18 protein-coding genes are annotated in these 19,302 nt (G+C 65.0%); 9 read left to right on the top strand and 9 right to left on the bottom strand.

Annotation, left to right across the window (positions count from 1 at the left end; genetic code table 11):
• Nucleotides 1–35: 35 nt before the first annotated feature.
• From BC1002_RS04160 to BC1002_RS04175, 4 genes are all read right to left on the bottom strand, one after another.
• Nucleotides 36–935 carry a PhzF family phenazine biosynthesis protein gene (locus BC1002_RS04160; protein WP_013088823.1) on the bottom strand — a complete coding sequence of 300 codons (900 nt, stop codon included), beginning with the start codon at nt 933–935 and terminating at the stop codon, nt 36–38.
• Between the two features lie 184 nt (nt 936–1,119).
• On the bottom strand, nt 1,120–1,584 hold the full coding sequence (locus BC1002_RS04165; RefSeq protein ID WP_013088824.1) for a RidA family protein: 465 nt from the start codon (nt 1,582–1,584) through the stop codon (nt 1,120–1,122).
• A gap of 103 nt (nt 1,585–1,687) precedes the next feature.
• Nucleotides 1,688–2,884 carry an aminotransferase-like domain-containing protein gene (locus BC1002_RS04170; RefSeq protein WP_013088825.1) on the bottom strand — a complete coding sequence of 399 codons (1,197 nt, stop codon included), beginning with the start codon at nt 2,882–2,884 and terminating at the stop codon, nt 1,688–1,690.
• Nucleotides 2,885–3,004: 120 nt separating this feature from the next.
• Nucleotides 3,005–3,700 (bottom strand): VOC family protein, encoded by a 696-nt coding sequence (locus tag BC1002_RS04175; protein ID WP_013088826.1) that lies wholly within the window; start codon nt 3,698–3,700, stop codon nt 3,005–3,007.
• Nucleotides 3,701–3,923: 223 nt separating this feature from the next.
• Here BC1002_RS04175 and BC1002_RS04180 point away from each other — a divergent pair, with 223 nt between their 5' ends.
• From BC1002_RS04180 to BC1002_RS04195, 4 genes are all read left to right on the top strand, one after another.
• Entirely contained in the window at nt 3,924–5,381 is a 1,458-nt protein-coding gene (locus BC1002_RS04180; RefSeq protein WP_013088827.1) for an aminotransferase-like domain-containing protein, read from the top strand.
• 133 nt (nt 5,382–5,514) lie between these two features.
• Nucleotides 5,515–7,413 carry a molecular chaperone HtpG gene (htpG, locus tag BC1002_RS04185; RefSeq protein ID WP_013088828.1) on the top strand — a complete coding sequence of 633 codons (1,899 nt, stop codon included), beginning with the start codon at nt 5,515–5,517 and terminating at the stop codon, nt 7,411–7,413.
• A gap of 201 nt (nt 7,414–7,614) precedes the next feature.
• Nucleotides 7,615–8,331 (top strand): chorismate--pyruvate lyase family protein, encoded by a 717-nt coding sequence (locus BC1002_RS04190; protein WP_013088829.1) that lies wholly within the window; start codon nt 7,615–7,617, stop codon nt 8,329–8,331.
• The gene (locus tag BC1002_RS04195; RefSeq protein WP_013088830.1) at nt 8,331–8,807 is read left to right on the top strand and encodes a DNA-deoxyinosine glycosylase; all 477 of its coding nucleotides are present in this window, start codon (nt 8,331–8,333) and stop codon (nt 8,805–8,807) included. The genes BC1002_RS04190 and BC1002_RS04195 overlap by 1 nt, the downstream gene beginning before the upstream one ends.
• A 17-nt stretch (nt 8,808–8,824) precedes the next feature.
• Here the strand turns inward: BC1002_RS04195 and BC1002_RS04200 are convergent, their stop codons facing one another.
• The 3 genes from BC1002_RS04200 to BC1002_RS04210 form a co-directional block, all read right to left on the bottom strand.
• Nucleotides 8,825–9,301 carry a GNAT family N-acetyltransferase gene (locus BC1002_RS04200; protein WP_013088831.1) on the bottom strand — a complete coding sequence of 159 codons (477 nt, stop codon included), beginning with the start codon at nt 9,299–9,301 and terminating at the stop codon, nt 8,825–8,827.
• 8 nt (nt 9,302–9,309) lie between these two features.
• Nucleotides 9,310–9,711: a cupin domain-containing protein gene (locus tag BC1002_RS04205; RefSeq protein WP_013088832.1), complete on the bottom strand. Its 402-nt coding sequence runs from the start codon at nt 9,709–9,711 to the stop codon at nt 9,310–9,312.
• 81 nt (nt 9,712–9,792) lie between these two features.
• Nucleotides 9,793–10,620: an AraC family transcriptional regulator gene (locus BC1002_RS04210; RefSeq protein WP_013088833.1), complete on the bottom strand. Its 828-nt coding sequence runs from the start codon at nt 10,618–10,620 to the stop codon at nt 9,793–9,795.
• A gap of 359 nt (nt 10,621–10,979) precedes the next feature.
• Here BC1002_RS04210 and BC1002_RS04215 point away from each other — a divergent pair, with 359 nt between their 5' ends.
• The 5 genes from BC1002_RS04215 to BC1002_RS04235 all read left to right on the top strand — a co-directional run bounded on the left by BC1002_RS04215 (nt 10,980) and on the right by BC1002_RS04235 (nt 17,625).
• Entirely contained in the window at nt 10,980–13,220 is a 2,241-nt protein-coding gene (locus BC1002_RS04215) for an NADP-dependent isocitrate dehydrogenase (protein WP_013088834.1), read from the top strand.
• 129 nt (nt 13,221–13,349) lie between these two features.
• The gene (locus BC1002_RS04220) at nt 13,350–14,285 is read left to right on the top strand and encodes a class I SAM-dependent methyltransferase (RefSeq protein ID WP_013088835.1); all 936 of its coding nucleotides are present in this window, start codon (nt 13,350–13,352) and stop codon (nt 14,283–14,285) included.
• Between the two features lie 296 nt (nt 14,286–14,581).
• Nucleotides 14,582–14,824 (top strand): DUF3311 domain-containing protein, encoded by a 243-nt coding sequence (locus BC1002_RS04225; protein WP_013088836.1) that lies wholly within the window; start codon nt 14,582–14,584, stop codon nt 14,822–14,824.
• Nucleotides 14,821–16,371, top strand: a complete 1,551-nt coding sequence (mctP, locus tag BC1002_RS04230; protein ID WP_013088837.1) for a monocarboxylate uptake permease MctP — start codon at nt 14,821–14,823, stop codon at nt 16,369–16,371. Before BC1002_RS04225 ends, mctP begins: the two co-directional genes overlap by 4 nt.
• A gap of 129 nt (nt 16,372–16,500) precedes the next feature.
• Complete coding sequence (locus BC1002_RS04235; RefSeq protein ID WP_013088838.1) at nt 16,501–17,625, top strand: FUSC family protein; 1,125 nt, start codon at nt 16,501–16,503, stop codon at nt 17,623–17,625.
• 40 nt (nt 17,626–17,665) lie between these two features.
• Here BC1002_RS04235 and BC1002_RS04240 read toward each other — a convergent pair whose 3' ends face one another.
• Nucleotides 17,666–18,085, bottom strand: a complete 420-nt coding sequence (locus tag BC1002_RS04240) for a VOC family protein (protein ID WP_013088839.1) — start codon at nt 18,083–18,085, stop codon at nt 17,666–17,668.
• Between the two features lie 207 nt (nt 18,086–18,292).
• The gene (tal, locus tag BC1002_RS04245; RefSeq protein WP_013088840.1) at nt 18,293–19,246 is read right to left on the bottom strand and encodes a transaldolase; all 954 of its coding nucleotides are present in this window, start codon (nt 19,244–19,246) and stop codon (nt 18,293–18,295) included.
• Between the last annotated feature and the right edge of the window lie 56 nt (nt 19,247–19,302).

Below are 19,302 nucleotides of genomic sequence, written 5' to 3' on the forward strand. Positions count from 1 at the left end.
TGTCGCGGTGCTTTGCACGCGAGGCCGCGGCCCGCTCACGCAAGCCGGCACGTGCCTTCGATGATCGTCACCGAAGGCCCGCCGATCCAGATCTTGCCGCGTGCATCGTCATAGTGGACCGACACGTCGCCTGCGCGCCCGAGCACGGTGCCCTGACGCGCCGTGTAGCGTGTGCCGGGACGACGTTGCTGCAGGCTCAGCAGACCCGCGAGCGCGGCGTTGGCGCTGCCGGTCACTGGGTCTTCGCCGGTGCCGAAGCCGCCGCCTGCCATCAGGCAACGGACTTCGAACGTCGCTGGGCCGTCGGCGTCGTGCGGCCCGTACACGGCGACGCCGTGCGTGTCGACCGAATGCACGAGTTCGGCGAGCGCCGCCGCATCGGGTTCGAGCGCGAGGCAGGCGCGTGCCGACTCGACCCGCACGACGAGCCACGGCGCGCCGTTATCCACCGCGCATGGCGGCGCGCTGAAGTCGATCGCCTGACTACGTAAAGCCGTAGACAGCGCCTCGTAACGATTCTCGGCGAGCGGCGTCACGCGCGCGGGCGGCGCGGCGAACGCCCATGCGCCGTGCGTAGTGTCGCCGCCATCGAGCGCTTCGAGTTCGACCAGACCTACGCCGCATTGCTGAATCAGCTTGCCGGCCTGCTTCGGCCGGTAGCCGCTTTCGCGCAAAGCATGCGCGGTGCCAAGCGTCGGATGACCGGCGAACGGCAACTCGCCGCCCGGCGTGAAGATGCGCACGCGATAGTCGGCGGCGGCATCGGTCGGCTTCAGCAGAAAGGTGGTTTCGGACAGATTGGTCCAGCGCGCGATGGTCTGCATCTGCGTGGTATCGAGCGTGTCGGCATCGAACACGACGGCAAGCGGATTGCCCTTGAACGGTGTCGACGTGAACACGTCGACCTGTTTGAAGCGAACGGTGTGAGCGGACATCGACAGGCCCCGGCGCAATGGACGTTGAATTCTATCCTCCTGCGCGGCGGCGATCCACCGTCGCCATAAAACAAAAACGCGCCGCCGGTGCGTTACACCAGACAGCGCGTTCGCATCGCGATGCGGCGTGAATTATTTGCGAATCTCACGCGGCATCGCCTGCATCGGCATATCGCTTCGATGCTTATTCGACCTCGGCGATCAGCTCGATCTCGACGCACGCGCCCAGCGGAATCTGCGCAACGCCGAACGCCGAGCGTGCGTGCTTGCCGCGCTCGCCGAACACGTCGGCGATCAGCTCGGACGCGCCGTTGGTGACCACATGCTGCTCGGTGAACTCGAGCGTCGAGTTCACGAGGCTCATCAGCTTGACGATGCGCGTGACGCGGTTCAGGTCGCCGACGTGCGCATGCAACGTGGCGAGCAGATCGATCGCGATCGAGCGCGCGGCGGCCTTGCCTTCGTCGGTGCCGAGCGTCGCGCCGAGCTTGCCGACCCAAACCTTGCCGTCCTTCTTCGCGATGTGACCCGACAGGTACACCGTGTTGCCGCTTTGCGCGCTCATCACATAGGCCGCTGCCGGCGCACCCGCTGCCGGCAGTTCGATGCCGAGTTCCTTGAGCTTGTCGTACACATTCGATTGAGCCATGTCGTGTCCTCGTTTCGGTGAGATTGCATGAATGCAGGCTGGGCGAAGTCCGCACGCAACGCGCGTGCGAACTTCGCCCCGGGGGCAGTGCGGCTAACGCCGTTTAGATTTTCGCGCGCACGAGTGCGCCGAGACGCGCCACGCCTTCGTCGATTTTAGCGGGTGGCACGGTGACGAACGACAGACGCAGCGTGTTGTGCTGCGCCTCGCTCGCAAAGAACGGAGCGCCCGGCACGAACGCGACGTTCTGCGCGACCGCTTCCTCGAGCAGCTTCATCGTGTCGATGCCCGCCGGCAGCTTGACCCAGATGAACATGCCGCCTTCCGGACGGTTCCAGCTGACGCCCTCGGGCATATAGCGTTCCAGCGCGGTGAGCATCGCGTCGCACTGGTTGCGATACAGCTCGCGGATCGTGGGCACGTGCGTGTCGAGGAAGCCGTCCTTGACCACTTCGTGCACGATGCGCTGCGTGAAGCTCGGCGTGTGCAGGTCGGTGGCCTGCTTGGCCTGCACGAGTTTGAAGATCAGCTCCTCGGGCGCGATGATGAAGCCGACGCGCAGACCCGGCGCGAGCACCTTCGAAAACGAGCCCAGATAGACGATGTGATCCGGCGCCATCGACAGCATCGTGGGCAGCGGTTCGCCCGCGTAGTCGAGCGCGCCGTAGGGGTCGTCCTCGATCACCGGGAACGGCGCTTTCTTCGCGAATTCGGCGAGCGCGCGGCGGCGCTCGACCGGCAGACGGCGGCCGGTCGGATTCTGGAAATTCGGCTGCGTGTACAGCAGACGCGCGCCTTTGGTCAGTTCCGGCTCCAGGCCTTCCGGGATCAGGCCGTGGTCGTCGGTCGGCACCTGCACGTAGTGCGGCTCGTACATCGAGAACGATTGCAGCGCGCCGAGATAGGTCGGCGTTTCGACCAGCACCGGGCTATCGACACAGACCAGCACCTTGCCGAGCAGGTCGAGCGCCTGTTGCGAGCCGGTGGTGATCAGCACCTGCGACGGACGGATCTGCGCGCCGTTGATCGAGTAGCGTTGCGCGACCCATTCGCGCAGCGGCAGATAGCCTTCGGTCGCGCTGTACTGCAGCGCCGCGGCGGGCGTGTCGCGCAGTATGCGGTCGGATGCCTCGCGCATGCGCTCGGCCGGGAAGGTGGCCGGCGACGGCAGGCCGCCGGCGAAGGAGATGACTTCGGGCCGTTCCGTGACCTTCAGGATCTCGCGAATCGCGGAGCTGGTGAGCTTGCGCGCGCGTTCGGACAATTGCCACGTCGGGGCTTTCAGGTCGCTTTGGTCCATGATCTCCTCTGCTGGTATTTCTGGAACCGGTCAAAACTTCAATTATCGCGCGACTCGGCAACCGTTGCCGCTGGGGATGCCACCGGGATGGCCACGGCGGTTGCCCCGATCACGCGCTGCTTATCCGAGGGTTCGCGGACCCTCGGGTGTTTCAAATTCGGCGACGAGCGCCGCGGCGCCATCGGCCGGCTGGACGTCGAGCAGGTGCGCAGCACCGAGCCAGCGCAGTTGCTCGCCAATCAGCTCTGGCTGCGGATGCGCGGCTCTCAACGCTTTCAGCGCGAGGTTCGTGGGCGCCAGCGACTGCGACGGATGCCGCGTCGAGTCCCACTGGATCAGCGAAGGCAGCACGCCGTCGCCGGCGCCTTGCCAGGCGGGGAACGATCCGTCGTCGGGCACCGTCAGGCCCCACGTGAACTCGCCGCGCGTCATCGGCACGACCGGCGCGATGCGCTGTGGATACTGGGCCTGCCACGTCGCGAGATGCTTCGGCCGCTCGACGCGCGCGACCCAATGCGACAGATACGGCCCGCTCTCCAGTCGCGCCTGCGTCGCCGGGTCGTCGAGCGCGAACAGGCGCGGGCGCGGCTCGGTGCCATCGGTTGCGTTGGCGACGGCGCGCGGATCGATCGCGATCACTTCCAGGTAGACGCCGCCCCACAGGCCGAGCAGGCGATTGTGGGTCCGCATCAGCGGATGCGCGCCGCCGCCGGCCGGCGCGACGCCGAGCGTATCGGCGACGTACTGGACGCCTTCGTCCAGCGTGCGCGCGGAGACGACGAGATGATCGAGACTGATGAGCGATGGGGCTGTCATGGCGGATCGACGGAAAACGCTGTTCTGCGCAGGGGCCAGTTGCGCGCCACGCTTGAAGGCTGCGCTGCCGGGGCCGTAAGCATAACCGTTTGCCGGATCGGCGGGCCATGCGGATGGTTTTGTATGCCGTGACCATCCTTCGCTGGAATCAAATGTAACGGCCGTGACCTGCACAGTAACGGTACAATCGACTCGATACTGTTCGGTACAGTTGGAGCCCGTCATGTCCGTCCCGCTTGCCCAGATTCCCGCCCCGCACGATACCGCGTCGCTGACGCTGGTCGAACAGCTCGTCCAGTGGGCGCGGCGCCGCATCGAGGAGCGCGTGTTCCGCCCCGGCATGCGCATGCCGTCGATCCGCAAGCTCGCGCTCGACAAGGGCGTGTCGCGCTTCACGGTGGTCGAAGCGTACGAGCGGCTCGTCGCGCAGGGTTTCCTGGAGTCGCGGCGCGGCTCCGGCTTCTATGTGCGCGAGCGCCAGGGCGGCGCTGCGACCGTCTCCGAACTGCACGCCCGCGCCGAGACACTGCCCGCGCCGGCCAATATCGACGTCGTCTGGCTGCTGCGTAACATGCTGCACACGGGCGCGCGGCCCGAGCGCAGTCCGGGGCTCGGCTATCTGCCGGCCCGCTGGCTCGACGGCGACCTGATCACCAACGCGCTGCGCACGCTCGGCCGGCAAAGCGGCATGCAGATGCTCGGCATCGGCACCGCGCAAGGCTTCCTGCCGCTGCGCCAGCAGTTGCAGACGCGTCTCGAGGAGCTGGAGATCGGCGCGTCGCCCGAGCAGATCGTGATGGTCTCCGGCATCACCCAGGCGATCGACCTGATTTCGCGCATCTACGTGAAGCCGGGCGACGCGGTAATCGTCGGCGATCCGGCGTGGTTCCAGATGTTCGGCTGCTTCGCGTCGCAGGGCGCGCGGTTGGTCGGCATGCCGTACACGCCTGACGGTCCCGATCTCGACGCGCTCGAAGCCCTGGTCCAGGAATGGCGCCCCAAAATGCTGGTGATCAACTCGGTGCTGCAAAACCCGACCGGCACCTCGCTGAGCGCCGCGCAGGCGTTCCGCATCCTGCGGCTCGCCGAGGCATACGACTTCATCGTCGTCGAGGACGATATCTACGGCGACCTGTGCCCGCCCGGCTACCCAGGCACGCGGCTCGCGAGCCTCGACCAGTTGAAGCGCGTGATCTACCTCGGCAGCTTTTCGAAGACGCTCGCGCCGAATCTGCGCGTCGGTTTCATCGCGTGCGCGCCGGAAGTCGCGATGGTGGTCAGCAATCAGAAGATGCTGGTCGGCATGACGAGCCCCGAACTCAACGAGCGCGTGATCTACAAGATCCTGACCGAGGGCCACTACCGGCGGCACGTCGAGCGCATCCGCGCGCGGCTCGACGGTGTGCGCGAGAAGGCCGTGCGGATGATCGAGAAGGCCGGCATGAAGCTGTTCCTGACGCCGACGGCCGGCATGTTCCTGTGGGCCGACACCGGCGTCGACGCGGGCGCGCTCGCCGCGGCCGGGCACGAAGCTGGCTTTCTGCTGACACCGGGCGGTCTGTTCTCGCCGCAGCAGTCGCCGAGCACGTGGATGCGCTTCAATATCGCCAATTGCGGCGACCCTGAATTACCGGCGTTCCTGAGCCGATATCTCGACGGCGTCGCGCGCCGCGCCTCTTGAAACAGTGCCGGAGCGTCCCCATTTGCGCGGACGATCCGGCGGTCCGGCGATCCGGCACGGCAGGGCCGAACCGGGGTTTGAATCCGCTTCGGCCGCCACCTATCCCCATTCGCAACAGAGAGGAAGTCCGACCATGGCACAAGAAACCATGAGCTTTCAGGCAGAAGTGAAGCAGCTTCTGCAACTGATGATCCATTCGCTGTACAGCAACAAGGAAATCTTTTTGCGCGAGCTGATCTCGAACGCGTCCGACGCGGCCGACAAGCTGCGCTTCGAGGCGATCGAAAACAGCGCGCTGTACGAGAACGATCCGAACCTGCGGATTCGCGTGTCGTACGACAAGGCCGCGCGCACCGTCACGATCGACGACAACGGCATCGGCATGAGCCGCGACGAAACGATCGCGCATCTCGGCACGATCGCGCGTTCGGGCACCAAGGAGTTCTTCGGCAAGCTGTCGGGCGATCAGCAGAAGGACGCGGCGCTGATCGGCCAGTTCGGCGTGGGCTTCTACTCGGGCTTCATCGTTGCCGACAAGATCACCGTCGAGACGCGCCGCGCCGGTTTGCCGGCCTCGGAAGGCGTGCGTTGGGTCAGCGCGGGCGAGGGCGATTTCGCGGTCGAGACGATCGAGCGCGCCGCGCGCGGCACGACCATCACGCTGCATCTGCGTGCCGACGAGGACGAGCTGCTGTCGTCGTATCGCTTGAAGTCGATCATCCAGAAGTACTCGGACCACGTCGCGCTGCCGATCCTGATGCAGAAGGAAGAGTGGGACGCGGAAAAGAGCGAGATGGTCACGAAGGACGAGGACGAGACCGTCAACCAGGCGAGCGCGCTGTGGACCCGTTCGAAGAACGACATCACCGACGATCAGTACAAGCAGTTCTACCAGCACATCTCGCACGACCACCAGGACCCGCTGACGTGGACGCATAACCGCGTCGAAGGCCGCAGCGAATACACGCAACTGCTGTACGTGCCGGCGCACGCACCGTTCGATCTGTGGAACCGCGAGCAGCGCGGCGGGCTGAAGCTGTACGTGAAGCGCGTGTTCATCATGGATGACGCCGAGCAACTGCTGCCCACGTATCTGCGTTTCGTGAAGGGTGTGGTCGATTCGGCCGATCTGCCGCTCAACGTGTCGCGCGAAATCCTGCAGGAAAGCCGCGACGTGAAGGCGATCCGCGAAGGCGTGACGAAGCGCGCGCTGTCGATGCTGGAAGAACTGGCGAATTCGGATGAAGCCGCCGACAAGGAAAAGTACGCCAGCTTCTGGAAGGAATTCGGCCAGGTGCTGAAGGAAGGCATCGGCGAGGACTTCGCCAATCGCGAGCGCGTCGCGAAGCTCGTGCGTTTCGCGACGACGCATACGGGCACGGCCGAGCAGACCGTGTCGCTGGCCGACTACGTCGCTCGCATGAAGCCCGAGCAGACGAAGATCTACTACGTGACCGCCGACACCTGGCAGGCCGCGTCGAACAGCCCGCATCTCGAAGTGTTCCGCAAGAAGGGCGTCGAAGTGCTGCTGCTGACCGATCGCGTCGATGAATGGATGCTGTCGTTCCTCAACGAATTCGACGGTAAGCCGCTGCAAAGCGTCGCGCGCGGCGACCTCGATCTCGGCGCGCTGAACGACGAGGAAAAGCAGGCGCAGGAGAAAATTGGCGAAGAGTTCAAGCCGCTCGTCGAGAAGATGAAGGAAGCGCTGAAGGACAAGGCGAAGGACGTGCGACTGACGTTCCGCCTGACCGACTCGCCGTCGTGCCTCGTCGCGGACGACGGCGAAATGAGCGGCTACCTGCAGCGCATGCTGAAGGCCGCGGGCCAGCAGGCGCCGGAATTCCATCCGATTCTCGAAGTGAACCCGGAGCACGCGCTGGTCAAAGGTCTGCATGCCGATAGCGCGAATTTCGACGACTGGTGCCATCTGCTGTTCGATCAGGCACTGCTCGCCGAAGGCGGCGCGCTGGAAGATCCGGCGAGCTTCGTGAAGCGGACCAATGCGTTGCTGCTGTCGCGCGTGGGTTGAGTTTTAGTGAAGGTGAACTGGGAGCGTTGATGGCGTTGTCATCGGATTGACGCTCTGTGGTTCGGCAATGCGCTGCTTCGGCAGCGCATTTTTTTTTGCCCTTCGGTTTGCGCCGGCTTCTTGCCAGGCGCGGCGCGCGCGATCAGCGCAAGCGTTGCCCCGAAAAATTGCCGTCGGAGCGCGCCGCTATAATCCGACACCATGCCTATCCGTTTCGATCCCGCCGACATCCACTGGCGCGTCGCGCCGTTACCCACTTTCAGCGCTGCCCAGAAAGACTGGCTGACCCGCGGCGGTTCACTGACCGCGCATTTGCGCGCGCTCGGCGCGGTCGCGGTGCGCGTGACGCGCGAAGCGGTCGCGCTGCCGTGGCCCGACGAAGCCGCCGCGCTCGGACTCGCGCCACGCGCGCCCGTGTGGGTACGCGAAGTGGTGCTGTCGGTCGACGGCGTGCCGTTCGTCGCCGCGCATAGCGTGACGCCGCGCGCGGCGAGCGTCGGCATCTGGCAGGCGACGCGCCGGCTGCGCACGCGGCCGCTCGCGGAGTTGCTGTATAGCGATAGCAGCGTCGCGCGTTCGTCGCTGGTGAGCCGCAGGGTGGGGGCGCGGCATCCGTTGTATCGGCTGGCCGCGCGTGAGATCGGGGGAGGCGCCGCGGGTGCGCCGCATGCGCTGGTCGCGCGACGCTCGGTGTTCGAGCGGCACGGCGCGCCGTTGATGGTGACCGAATGCATGTTGCCGGCACTGTGGGAGCATCTGGCGCGGCTGGACGAAACGGGGCGCTCGAGCGCCGCGACCGAGCCGACGTCAGGCGCGCACGTCGCGCACGAGCGCATACGCGACCACGGCCGTCCGCTCGATCACACCGCGTCGCGCGCGCATGCCGCGCCGCGCGCGTCGGACGATCGGAGCCGCTGATGTTGCGCGGCTTTCCGCCGGTCGTCGCGGCCGACACGCATACGCTGATACTCGGCAGTTTTCCCGGCGAAGCGTCACTGGCCGCGGCGCAGTATTACGCGCATCCGCGCAATCAGTTCTGGCGCCTGCTCGGCGCGGTGCTCGGCGAACCCGCGCTGCACGAGTTGCCCTACGAAGAGCGCCTCGCACGCGTGCTCGCGCATCGAATCGGCATCTGGGATGTGCTCGATGCATGTCACCGTCAGGGAAGTCTCGACTCAGCGATCCGCCATGCGCAGCCGAACGACTTCGAGTCGTTGCGCGAGCACGCGCCGATGCTGAACAAGGTTTGCTTCAATGGGAAAACGGCGGGGCGCTTCGCGCCGGTGATCGGTGCGGCAGGTTATCGAACCCTCGTGTTGCCGTCGTCGAGTCCGGCGCATGCCACGCTCTCTTTCGATCAGAAGCTGGCGGTTTGGCGCGAAATCGTCTGCTGAGCTCGGCGCATTCGTCATCAAAGCTCGAGCGCCAGAAACCGCGTGCCCTCGACCGGATTTGCGTAGTACGGCGCCGTTTCGACGAACCCCAATCGCTCATAGATGCGTTGTGCGAAGGCGGTTTTCGGCACCGAGTCGAGGACCAGTTTCGAGAAGCCCAACGATTTGGCTTTTCCGACCACCGACGTCACCAGCGTTTCGCCCAGACGCATCCCTCTGAATGCGTCGCGAACGAAGAGCCGCTTGATTTCGGCGGTCGTATCACTATGGCGCAGCAGCCCCGCGCAACCGGCGAGTTCGCCGCCCGCATCGGCGACGAAGAACATCCCGGATGGCAACGTGTAGACCGCTTCGAACGCGTCCATTTCGGCATCGAATCCACGATACGAGAGATCCAGATCCAGCCACTGGACATACTCGCGGATCACGGCGACGAGCTTGCGCGTATCGGCGGGGAAAACGGCTTCGCGAACGATCGGCAGCGGAGTTTGCATGGCGCTTCTCAAATCCATACGTCGTTTTCGGCCGTTCTTTCGTTGGTCGTATCGCCGGTATTGACGACGCCACGCGGTTCGATCAGCAGCAGCTTCACTTCGGAGCCGGCATACGGCTTGTGCTCGACTCCCTTCGGAACCACCGCCATTTCTCCGGCGAGCAGTTCGATCGAGCGGTCGCGGAAGTCGATGCGCAAGCGGCCTTCGAGGACGATGAAGGTCTCGTCGGTGTCGGCGTGCCGGTGCCAGACGAAATCGCCCTCTATCTTTACGACCTTGAGCTGATAATCGTTCATTTCGGCAACGACGCGCGGCTGCCAGTGGTCGTCGATCTGACGGATCTTGTCGAGCAGATTGATCGTCTTGTATTGGCCGCGCTGCTCCGGTGTCGGCTGGGAATCGCTGTGCATGGTGGCTCCATTCGGGTGATACCTGGAACAGAGCTTAGGCCCGCCGCCGGCGGGTGTCTTGAACGATTGTGCAAGCGTGCGCTAGCCGACGCGCCGATCGCGCGTCATCGCGAGCCAACGGGCGGGCGGGATCCCGTATGCGTGGCGAAAATGTCGGGTCATGTGGCTCTGGTCGGCGAAGCCGGCGGCCGCCGCCGCGTCCACCAGGGAAAAGCCGCGCAGCATCATCGCGCGCGCCGCTTCGAGTCGGCGCATGACCAGGTAGTGATAGGGGCTGGTGCCGTAAAAGGTTCGGAAATCGCGCGACAGGCTCCAGCGGTCCTGTCCACTGACGGCGGCAAGTTCATCCAGCGAGACGACGCGGGTGCTCGATGCGTGCAGATATTCCCGTGCGCGCTGCGCTGCCGCGAAATCCGCGGACCTGCGCGCCGCTCTGGCGCCCGACACGCTATCCAGCGCGAGCGCGAGGCCGGCGAGCGCGTCGTCGCGCTCGAGCGGCTCCGGGTCGCCGCGCATCTGGCGCAGCGCTGTCTTCGTCGCCTCGAGCAGCCGTGGATCGTTCGTGACGCCGCCTTCGACGAATGGCAGCGGCCGCCCTCCGAGGACCTCCTGGATGGCGGCCGGGTGCACGTAAATCATCTGATAACGGAATCCCTCCTGGGTGCCGGCCTGACCGTCGTGCGCTTCGTCGGGATGCAGGACCATCGTCTGTCCGGGCAGGCTGGTGCGCAATCCGCGCCGGTAGTGAAAGCACTGAACGCCGGCGAGGGTCACGCCGATCGCGTAGGTGTCGTGCCGATGCAAGGAGTACGCGTTGCCGTGGAAAAAGGCTTCGATGCGTTCGACTCCGCCGCTGGATTCCGAACGGAAAATCCAGTCGGATTGGGCTTTGCTGGTATTGCCGTCCATGACGCTCTCCGGCTTCGCTTGGCAGATCTGCGGGATTTCCCGTATCAGCTCATTGTATCGATGTGGAGGTGCGACGCACGGGGTGACAGTCTGGCTGACGAATCGCACGTTCGTGCGCGCCGGTTCGGCCGCTTTTCCGCCAGCCCAAAAATGAGGCAGAATCCAAAGGTGCGACCCGCTGCGCGACGCAGTCCGCCGTGTTCGCTTAATCATTCCGCTTTGGCGTTCCGGGTTACCGCGTCGCCGTCCGCCGCGCACAGCGTTTGTGTCCTCGTGTTGTCGTTTTCCTGATCGACGTTTGCGCATCCTGCGGGTATCACGCGCGAGATGCCTCTCAACCGCCCGCCCAGAGCCTAGCAATGACGACCCAGCAACCGACCATCATCTACACCCTCACCGACGAGGCCCCGCTGCTCGCAACCGCCGCGTTCCTGCCGATCATCCGGACCTTCACGAGGCCGGCCGGCATCGAGGTCGAGACCAGCGACATCTCGGTCGCGGGCCGCATCCTCGGTGAGTTCCCCGAGTTTCTGACCGAAGCGCAGCGGGTGCCCGACAACCTGGCTGAACTCGGTCGCCTGACCTCGTTGCCCGACACCAACATCATCAAGCTGCCCAACATCAGCGCATCGGTGCCGCAACTGACGAGCGCGATCAAGGAGCTACAGGCGAAGGGCTACAAGGTGCCCGACTATCCGGAAGATCCGAAGACCGACGCAGAGAAGGCGATCCGCCAGCGCTACTCGAAGTGTCTCGGCAGCGCGGTGAACCCGGTGCTGCGCGAAGGCAACTCGGACCGCCGCGCGCCGGCCGCGGTGAAGAATTACGCGCGCAAGCATCCGCACAGCATGACCGAATGGAGCATGGCGTCGCGCACGCACGTCGCCACCATGCGACATGGCGACTTCTATCACGGCGAAAAGTCGATGACGCTCGATCGCGCGCGCGACGTCAAGATGGAACTCGTCACGAAGAACGGCAAGACGATCGTGCTGAAGCCAAAGGTCGCGCTAGAGGACGGCGAGATCATCGACAGCATGTTCATGAGCAAAAAGGCGCTGCTCGCGTTCTACGAAGACCAGATGGAAGACGCGCGCAAGACCGGCATGATGCTGTCGCTGCACGTGAAGGCGACGATGATGAAGATCTCGCACCCGATCGTCTTCGGCCACGCGGTGAAGGTGTTCTACAAGGACGCGTTCGCGAAGCACGGCAAGCTGTTCGAAGAACTCGGCGTGAATGTCAACAACGGCCTCGTCAATCTGTACGAGAAGATCGAGGCGTTGCCGGAATCGCAGCGCGAGGAAGTGATCCGCGACCTGCACGCGTGCCACGAGCATCGTCCGGAACTGGCGATGGTCGATTCGGCGAAGGGCATCTCGAACCTGCACGCGCCGAACGACGTGATCGTCGATGCGTCGATGCCGGCGATGATTCGCGCCGGCGGCAAGATGTGGGGCGCCGACGGTCGTCCGAAAGACACCAAGGCGGTGATCCCGGAGAGCACGTTCGCGCGCATCTACCAGGAGATCATCAACTTCTGCAAGACCAACGGCGCGTTCGATCCGGTCACGATGGGCACCGTGCCGAACGTCGGCCTGATGGCGCAGAAGGCGGAAGAATACGGCTCGCACGACAAGACTTTCGAAGTGCCGGAAGACGGCGAAGCGCGCATCGTCGATCTCGCGAGCGGTGAAGTGCTGCTCACGCAGAACGTCGAGCAGGGCGACATCTGGCGCATGTGCGAGGTGAAGGACGCGGCGATTCGCGATTGGGTCAAGCTCGCGGTCACACGCGTGCGCAATTCGCGCACGCCCGCGGTGTTCTGGCTCGACCCGTATCGTCCGCACGAAGCGGAGCTGATCAAGAAGGTCGAGGCCTACCTGAAGGACTACGACACCACCGGCCTCGACATTCAGATCATGTCGCAGGTGCGCGCGATGCGTTACACGCTCGAGCGCGTCGTGCGCGGGCTCGATACGATCTCGGTCACCGGCAACATCCTGCGCGATTATCTGACCGACCTGTTCCCGATCATGGAGCTGGGCACGAGCGCGAAGATGTTGTCGATCGTGCCGTTGATGGCGGGCGGCGGCATGTACGAGACCGGCGCGGGCGGTTCGGCGCCGAAGCACGTGAAGCAGCTCGTCGAAGAAAACCATCTGCGCTGGGACTCGCTCGGCGAATTCCTCGCGCTCGCGGTGTCGCTCGAGGAACTGGGCATCAAGACCGGCAACAACCGGGCGAAGATCCTCGCGAAGACGCTCGACACCGCAACCGGCAAGCTGCTCGACAACAACCGCAGCCCGAGCCCGAAGACGGGCGAGCTCGACAATCGCGGCAGCCAGTTCTATCTGGCGATGTACTGGGCGCAGGAGCTGGCCGCGCAAACGGACGATGCCGCGCTCGCCGCGCAATTCGCGCCGCTCGCGACGCAGCTGACCGCCAACGAGCAGGTGATCGTGGCGGAACTCGCGTCGGTGCAGGGCGCGCCGGCGGACATCGGCGGCTATTACAAGCCGGACTTCAACAAGCTCGAAGAGGTGATGCGGCCGAGCCGTACGTTCAACGAGGCGCTCAAGGCGGTGCGCGTCGAGTGACGTGCTGGGTCTGAAGTGAGGTGATGTGCACACGGGCCGCCGGCGGGCGGCTCGGCGTAATCGTGCGCGCCGCGAATGCTATGCTCTCGGTCGACCAAAAATCATGCGCCCGCGGCGCGAAATCCACACATGACGAAACTGATCAAGCGCGCTTCGGCCGAGGCGCGCGCTTTCCGTAACCGGGACGCCGAAGCCATCGGCGGCAAGCAGAAAATCGCGCCCAGACAGGCGCCAAAAACCGCGCGCAACGCGAACCGCGCCGTCGACCACGAGCTTCACGACGCGCCGCAAATCGAAGCGCCGCGCAAGCCGCGCTTCGCACCGGTGACGTTCTCCGAAGAGAGCGGCGTGCGCTACCTGCATTTCGGCACGGAATGGGTGCAAGGCGCGATGCGCCTGCGCAAGCCCGATCACATCGAACTCGAATACGCGCAGCAGATGATGGCCTGGCTGCTGTTTCTCGAAACGCCGAAGCGCATCGTGCAGCTCGGGCTCGGCGCGGCGGCGCTGACCAAGTTCGCGCACCGCTTCCTGAAGAGCGCGCAGGTCGAGGCCGTCGAGCTGAATCCGGCGGTCGTCGTGGCCGCGCGCACGATGTTCGAACTGCCGCCCGACGATGCGCGCCTGACCGTGCACGAAACTGACGCGTGGGACTTCGTCAACGACAGCGCGAACCACGGCACCATCGGCGCGCTGCAGATCGACGTCTACGACGCGACCGCGCGCGGCCCCGTGCTCGACAGCGTCGGCTTTTACCGCGCGGCACGCGCATGTCTGACCGACGCGGGCATCGTCACGGTGAATCTGTTCGGCGATCATCCGAGCTTCGTGCGCAATATGAAGCGTCTGAACGAAGCCTTCGACGGCCGCGTCGTCGCGCTGCCCGAGGTGCACGACGGCAACCGCATTGCGATCGCGTTCTCGGGCCCCGCGCTGGACGTGCCGTTCACCGCGCTCGACGCGCGCGCGAAGCTGATCGAAGCCGAGCTCGGCTTGCCGGCGCGCAAGTGGATCAAGGGCCTGCGCGAATCGACGGGGCAGACGGGCGAATCGTTTGCGATCTGAGTGATGAATTCCGGTCAGTGAGCGGAGAACCAGGCGGCCGTGCCGGCGTATCAGTCGGCACGGCCGTTTTGCTTCCGGTATTTTTTTCACGTCGATGCTGCAGCGTCATCCAGTCTGCATCGTTGGACGCCGATGTGCCTCGGGGTCGCCCCGGCTTGACCGGGCGTTCGCCACTCCTATACTCTTTCGAGGCTTTCGGGGAGCCCGTGGCGGACCGCGGGACGACCACCCGCTGAGTTCCTCCTCCCGTCGACCACGGGCAGATAAATTCAAAATAGGAAAAAACAGGAGACGTCATGGCTCACGACGCCGACGTGAAGAAAGCCAGCAAGCATTGGCTCTGGCTATTGCTGCTACCGTGGATCGCGATGATCTGGGTGCCGTCCTACAACCGGATCGAGCCGCAGCTATTCGATTTCCCGTTCTTCTACTGGTATCAGCTGCTGTGGGTGCTGATCAGCGCGGTCATTACCGCGTTCGTCTATTTGAAGACCAAGTCCCGCTATACGGGTCGCCCGAACGGGGGCGCACAACGATGAATCCCATTGCAACTTTCGTCTTCGTTCTGTTTTTCATCGGTGTCACGATTCTCGGTTTCGTCGCGGCCCACTGGCGGCGCGGCGATCTCGCGCATCTCGAAGAGTGGGGTCTCGGCGGCCGGCGCTTCGGCACGATCGTCACGTGGTTCCTGCTCGGCGGCGACCTGTACACCGCCTATACCTTCATCGCGGTGCCGGCGCTCGTGTTCGGCGCGGGCGCAACCGGCTTCTTCGCGCTGCCGTACACGATCCTGATCTATCCGTTCGCGTTCGTCGTGTTCCCGAAACTGTGGAGCATCGCCAAACGCCACGGCTACGTGACGTCGGCGGACTTCGTGTCGGCGCGCTACGGTAGCCGCATGCTGGCGCTCGCGGTCGCCGTGACCGGCATCGTCGCGACGATGCCGTACATCGCGCTGCAACTGGTCGGTATCGAAGTGGTGATCGGCGCGCTCGGTTTCGACACCACCGGCTTCGTCGGCGATCTGCCGCTGATCATCGCGTTCGCGATCCTCGCGGCCTACACGTACACGTCGGGCCTGCGCGCGCCGGCGATGATCGCGGTCGTCAAGGACATCCTGATCTACGTGACGATCTTCGCCGCGATCATCGTGATCCCGCCGCAGCTGGGCGGCTTCGGCCATATCTTCGGCGCGGTGCCGCCGGCCAAGCTGCTGCTGAAGTCGCCGGACGTGTCGAGCCTGAACGGCTATAGCGCGTACGCGACGCTCGCGGTGGGTTCGGCGCTCGCGCTGTTCCTGTATCCGCACTCGATCACCGCGGTGCTGTCGTCGAAGTCGGGCAACACGATCCGCCGCAACATGGCGTTGCTGCCGGCGTATTCGCTGGTGCTCGGCCTGCTCGCGCTGCTAGGCTTCATGGCGCTCGCGGCCGGCGTGAAGGACATGCCCGAGTTCGCGCCGTACTTCAAGGCCTTCGGCCCGAACTTCGCGGTGCCGGCGCTGTTCCTGCACTTCTTCCCGTCGTGGTTCGTCGGCGTCGCGTTCGCGGCGATCGGTATCGGCGCGCTGGTGCCGGCGGCCATCATGTCGATCGCGGCGGCGAACCTGTACACGCGCAACGTGCACAAGGAGTTCATCAACCGCAACATGACGCATGACCAGGAGACCAACGTCGCGAAGCTGGTGTCGCTGATCGTCAAGGTCGGCGCTGTCGCGTTCATTCTCGGTCTGCCGCTGACCTACGCGATCCAGCTGCAGCTGCTCGGCGGGATCTGGATCATCCAGACGCTGCCGGCCATCGTGCTCGGTCTCTACACGCGTGTGCTCGACTATCGGGGGCTGCTGCTCGGCTGGGCGGCAGGTATCGCGACCGGCACGTGGATGGCCATTTCGTTGAACCTCGCGAGCTCGATTTTCACGATCCATCTGTTCGGCATGGCGATTCCGGGCTATGCGGCGGTGTGGTCGCTGATCGTGAACCTCGTGGTGTCGGTCGTCGTGAGTCTGATCGTGCGGGCGGTGGGCATGCAGCGCGCCGAGGACCGCACCCGTCCGGAAGACTACCTGGACATCGTCGAAGGCTGATTCCGGCTGCAACTTCAGGTTTTGACACACGCAACGCCCGCCGACGCAAGTTGGCGGGCGTTTGTGTTTGCGGGGCACTCCAGGGCAGGATAGCGGAACCGTCCTTTCACGCGTTCGCCGCGCGCCGCCATGGCTGCTGCCGATACTCCCCCCGTGATCCCGCGCCGCGCGGCGCTGAGCCGGATGGTGCGCGCGGTCACGTCGCCGTATTACCGCTACCGCCACGCGAAAGTGCTGCATAGTCTGCGCGTGGGCCTCGCGATGCTGGTGTCGATTCTGGCGACGACCGGCATCGATGTTCCGCACGGCATCTGGTCGTCGGTGACGCTGCTGGTGGTGATCGGCGGTTTGCAGCATCACGGCAACATCCGCAAGAAAGCGGCCGAGCGCGCGGCCGGCACGCTGCTCGGCGCGTCGATCGGCCTGTTGCTGATCGTGCAGCAGAACATCATCGGCTCGCTGCCACTCACCTACGTGCTGGAGGCGATCATCGCGTCGGTCTGCGCGTGGTTCGCGATCGGCTCGTCCGGCTATATCGGGCTCCTGACCGCGATCACGATGTGCATCGTCGCGGGCCACGGCGATAATCTGATCGACGTCGGCCTGTGGCGCACGCTGAACGTGCTGATCGGCATCGTGATCGCGCTGGCGTTTTCGTTCGCGTTTCCGCTGCACGCGACGTATTCATGGCGCTACGGGCTCGCCGCCAATCTGCGCGAATGCGCGGGCATCTACGCGCGGCTGCTCGATGGCGAGACGATCACCGAGGAGGAGCAGGTCGAGCGCTTCCTGCAGATCAACAAGCGGCTCGTGCAACTGCGTTCGCTGATGCCGTCGGTTGCAAAGGAAATCAACGTGCCGCAATCGCGGCTCGAGGAGATCCAGAGGCTGCATCGCTCGCTGCTCAGTTCGCTCGAACTGCTGGCCACCGGGCCGCTGATGAACGCTGCCGCGGCCGCGCGCAGCGCCTATGCAGCGTATTGCGGCGCCGAGATGCGCGCCGTGCGCGCGATCCTGTTGTCCACCGCGCGCGGACTGCGGTTTGGCCGTCCGTCGCGCCTGGGCATTCCGGCGGCGGCGCCGCTCGCGAAGGGGCGGGGCGACATAGCCACCGCGTTGCCGCCCGACTGGCAAGGGCCGTACTGGCTCGGTCAGCGGCTCGCGGAGCAGGTGGACCGGCTGCGCGCGCTGCTGCTGGAGACCGAACCGAACTGGAAGATCGAGCGGCACGAGCGGGCGACGCGTGGCGGGTAGGGGGCGAGCGGTCGAACCCAAAGGCTCCGGCCCCTGAGCCTCAAACCTGCGGCGGCAGCGTGACCATCCACATCAGGCCGAAGCGGTCCACCACCATTCCGAAGCCCTTGCTCCAGAACGTTTGCTGGAACGGCATCACGACCTGGCCGCCATCGGCGAGCGCGTTGAAGCATTTTTCCGCCGACGCGCCGTCTTCGACGGTCAGCGACAGGCTGAAGCCATTGAACGGGCCGGCCGCCGGATCGCAGTTGCCGTCGGAAGCCATCCACGTGCTCGAGCCCAGCTGCACGTTCGCGTGCATGATCTTGTCGGCGAGTTCGGGGCGCGGCGGATTTTGCGCGTCGGGTGGCGCGTCCTTGAACAGCATCTTGAAGGTCACCTGGGCGCCGAGTTTGTCGGTGTAGTAGTCGAGCGCTTCCTGGCAACGGCCGTTGAAGAACACGTAGGGCTGAACGTACATGATCGTCTCCTTGGTCAGGCGTTGGGCGGGCGCCGTCGTTCCTCGCCAGCACAGGCGGGGGAGGGGCGTGCTGTCGATTGTAGTCGCAGCGTAAACGGGGAGCGGCGCTGAACCGTGAGGTTCAGCGCCGCTTGTCATGGATGGCATGCGCGCGGCGCGGCGATCGGAAGCTTCAATCAGCCAGCCACGTCCGCCGCCTCCGGCATCTCAGCGCAGCGTTTCGATCAGCTTTTCCAGCTTGATTGCGTCTGCCGCGAACGTGCGGATGCCTTCGGCGAGCTTCTCGGTCGCCATTGCGTCGTCGTTGACGAGGAAGCGGAACGACTTTTCGTCGACCGGCACTCGCTCGATGTCCGCGTCGTTCGATGCCTCCGGCGACAGCTTGCGCTCGATCTTGTCGGTGCTGTCGTGCAGCTTCTGCAGCAGGTCGGGGCTGATCGTCAGCAGATCGCAGCCGGCCAGTTCCAGAATCTGCGAGGTCGTGCGGAAGCTCGCGCCCATCACCTCGGTCTTGTAGCCGAACTTCTTGTAGTACGCGTAGATGCGGCGCACCGATTTGACGCCAGGATCGTTGGCGCCGCCGTCTTTCGCTTCGTCCCACGCGCTGCCGGCGCTCTTCTTGTACCAGTCGTAGATGCGGCCGACGAACGGCGAGATCAGCTGTGCGCCGGCTTCCGCGCAGGCCGCCGCCTGCGCGAGCGAGAACAGCAGCGTCATGTTGCAGCTGATGCCTTCCTTCTGCAGCACCTCGGCCGCGCGAACGCCTTCCCACGTCGACGCGAGCTTGATCAGCACGCGGTCGCGTTCGACGCCGTGCTCCTTGTACAGCGCGATCAGCTCATGGGCTTTCTTGATCGAGCCTTCGACGTCGAACGACAGGCGCGCGTCGACTTCGGTCGACACCCGCCCGGGGATGATCTTCAGGATTTCGGTGCCGAACGCGATCAGCAACTGGTCGATGATCGCACCGACCGGCTTCGACGCATGCGCCTTCACGGTCTTTTCGAGCAGCGGCCGGTAGTCGTCTTTCTGCACGGCCTTCAGAATCAGCGACGGATTGGTGGTCGCGTCGCGCGGCTTGTACTGCGCGAGCTGCTGGAAGTCGCCAGTGTCGGCCACCACGGTGGTGTATTGCTTGAGTTGGTCGAGTGCGGTTGTCATGTTCGGGCCTTCAGGGCGCGTGTGCGCCGTGGTTCAGGAGAAGTGAGGACGCCGCC

This window comes from Paraburkholderia atlantica (genome assembly GCF_000092885.1).
GTDB lineage: Bacteria > Pseudomonadota > Gammaproteobacteria > Burkholderiales > Burkholderiaceae > Paraburkholderia > Paraburkholderia atlantica.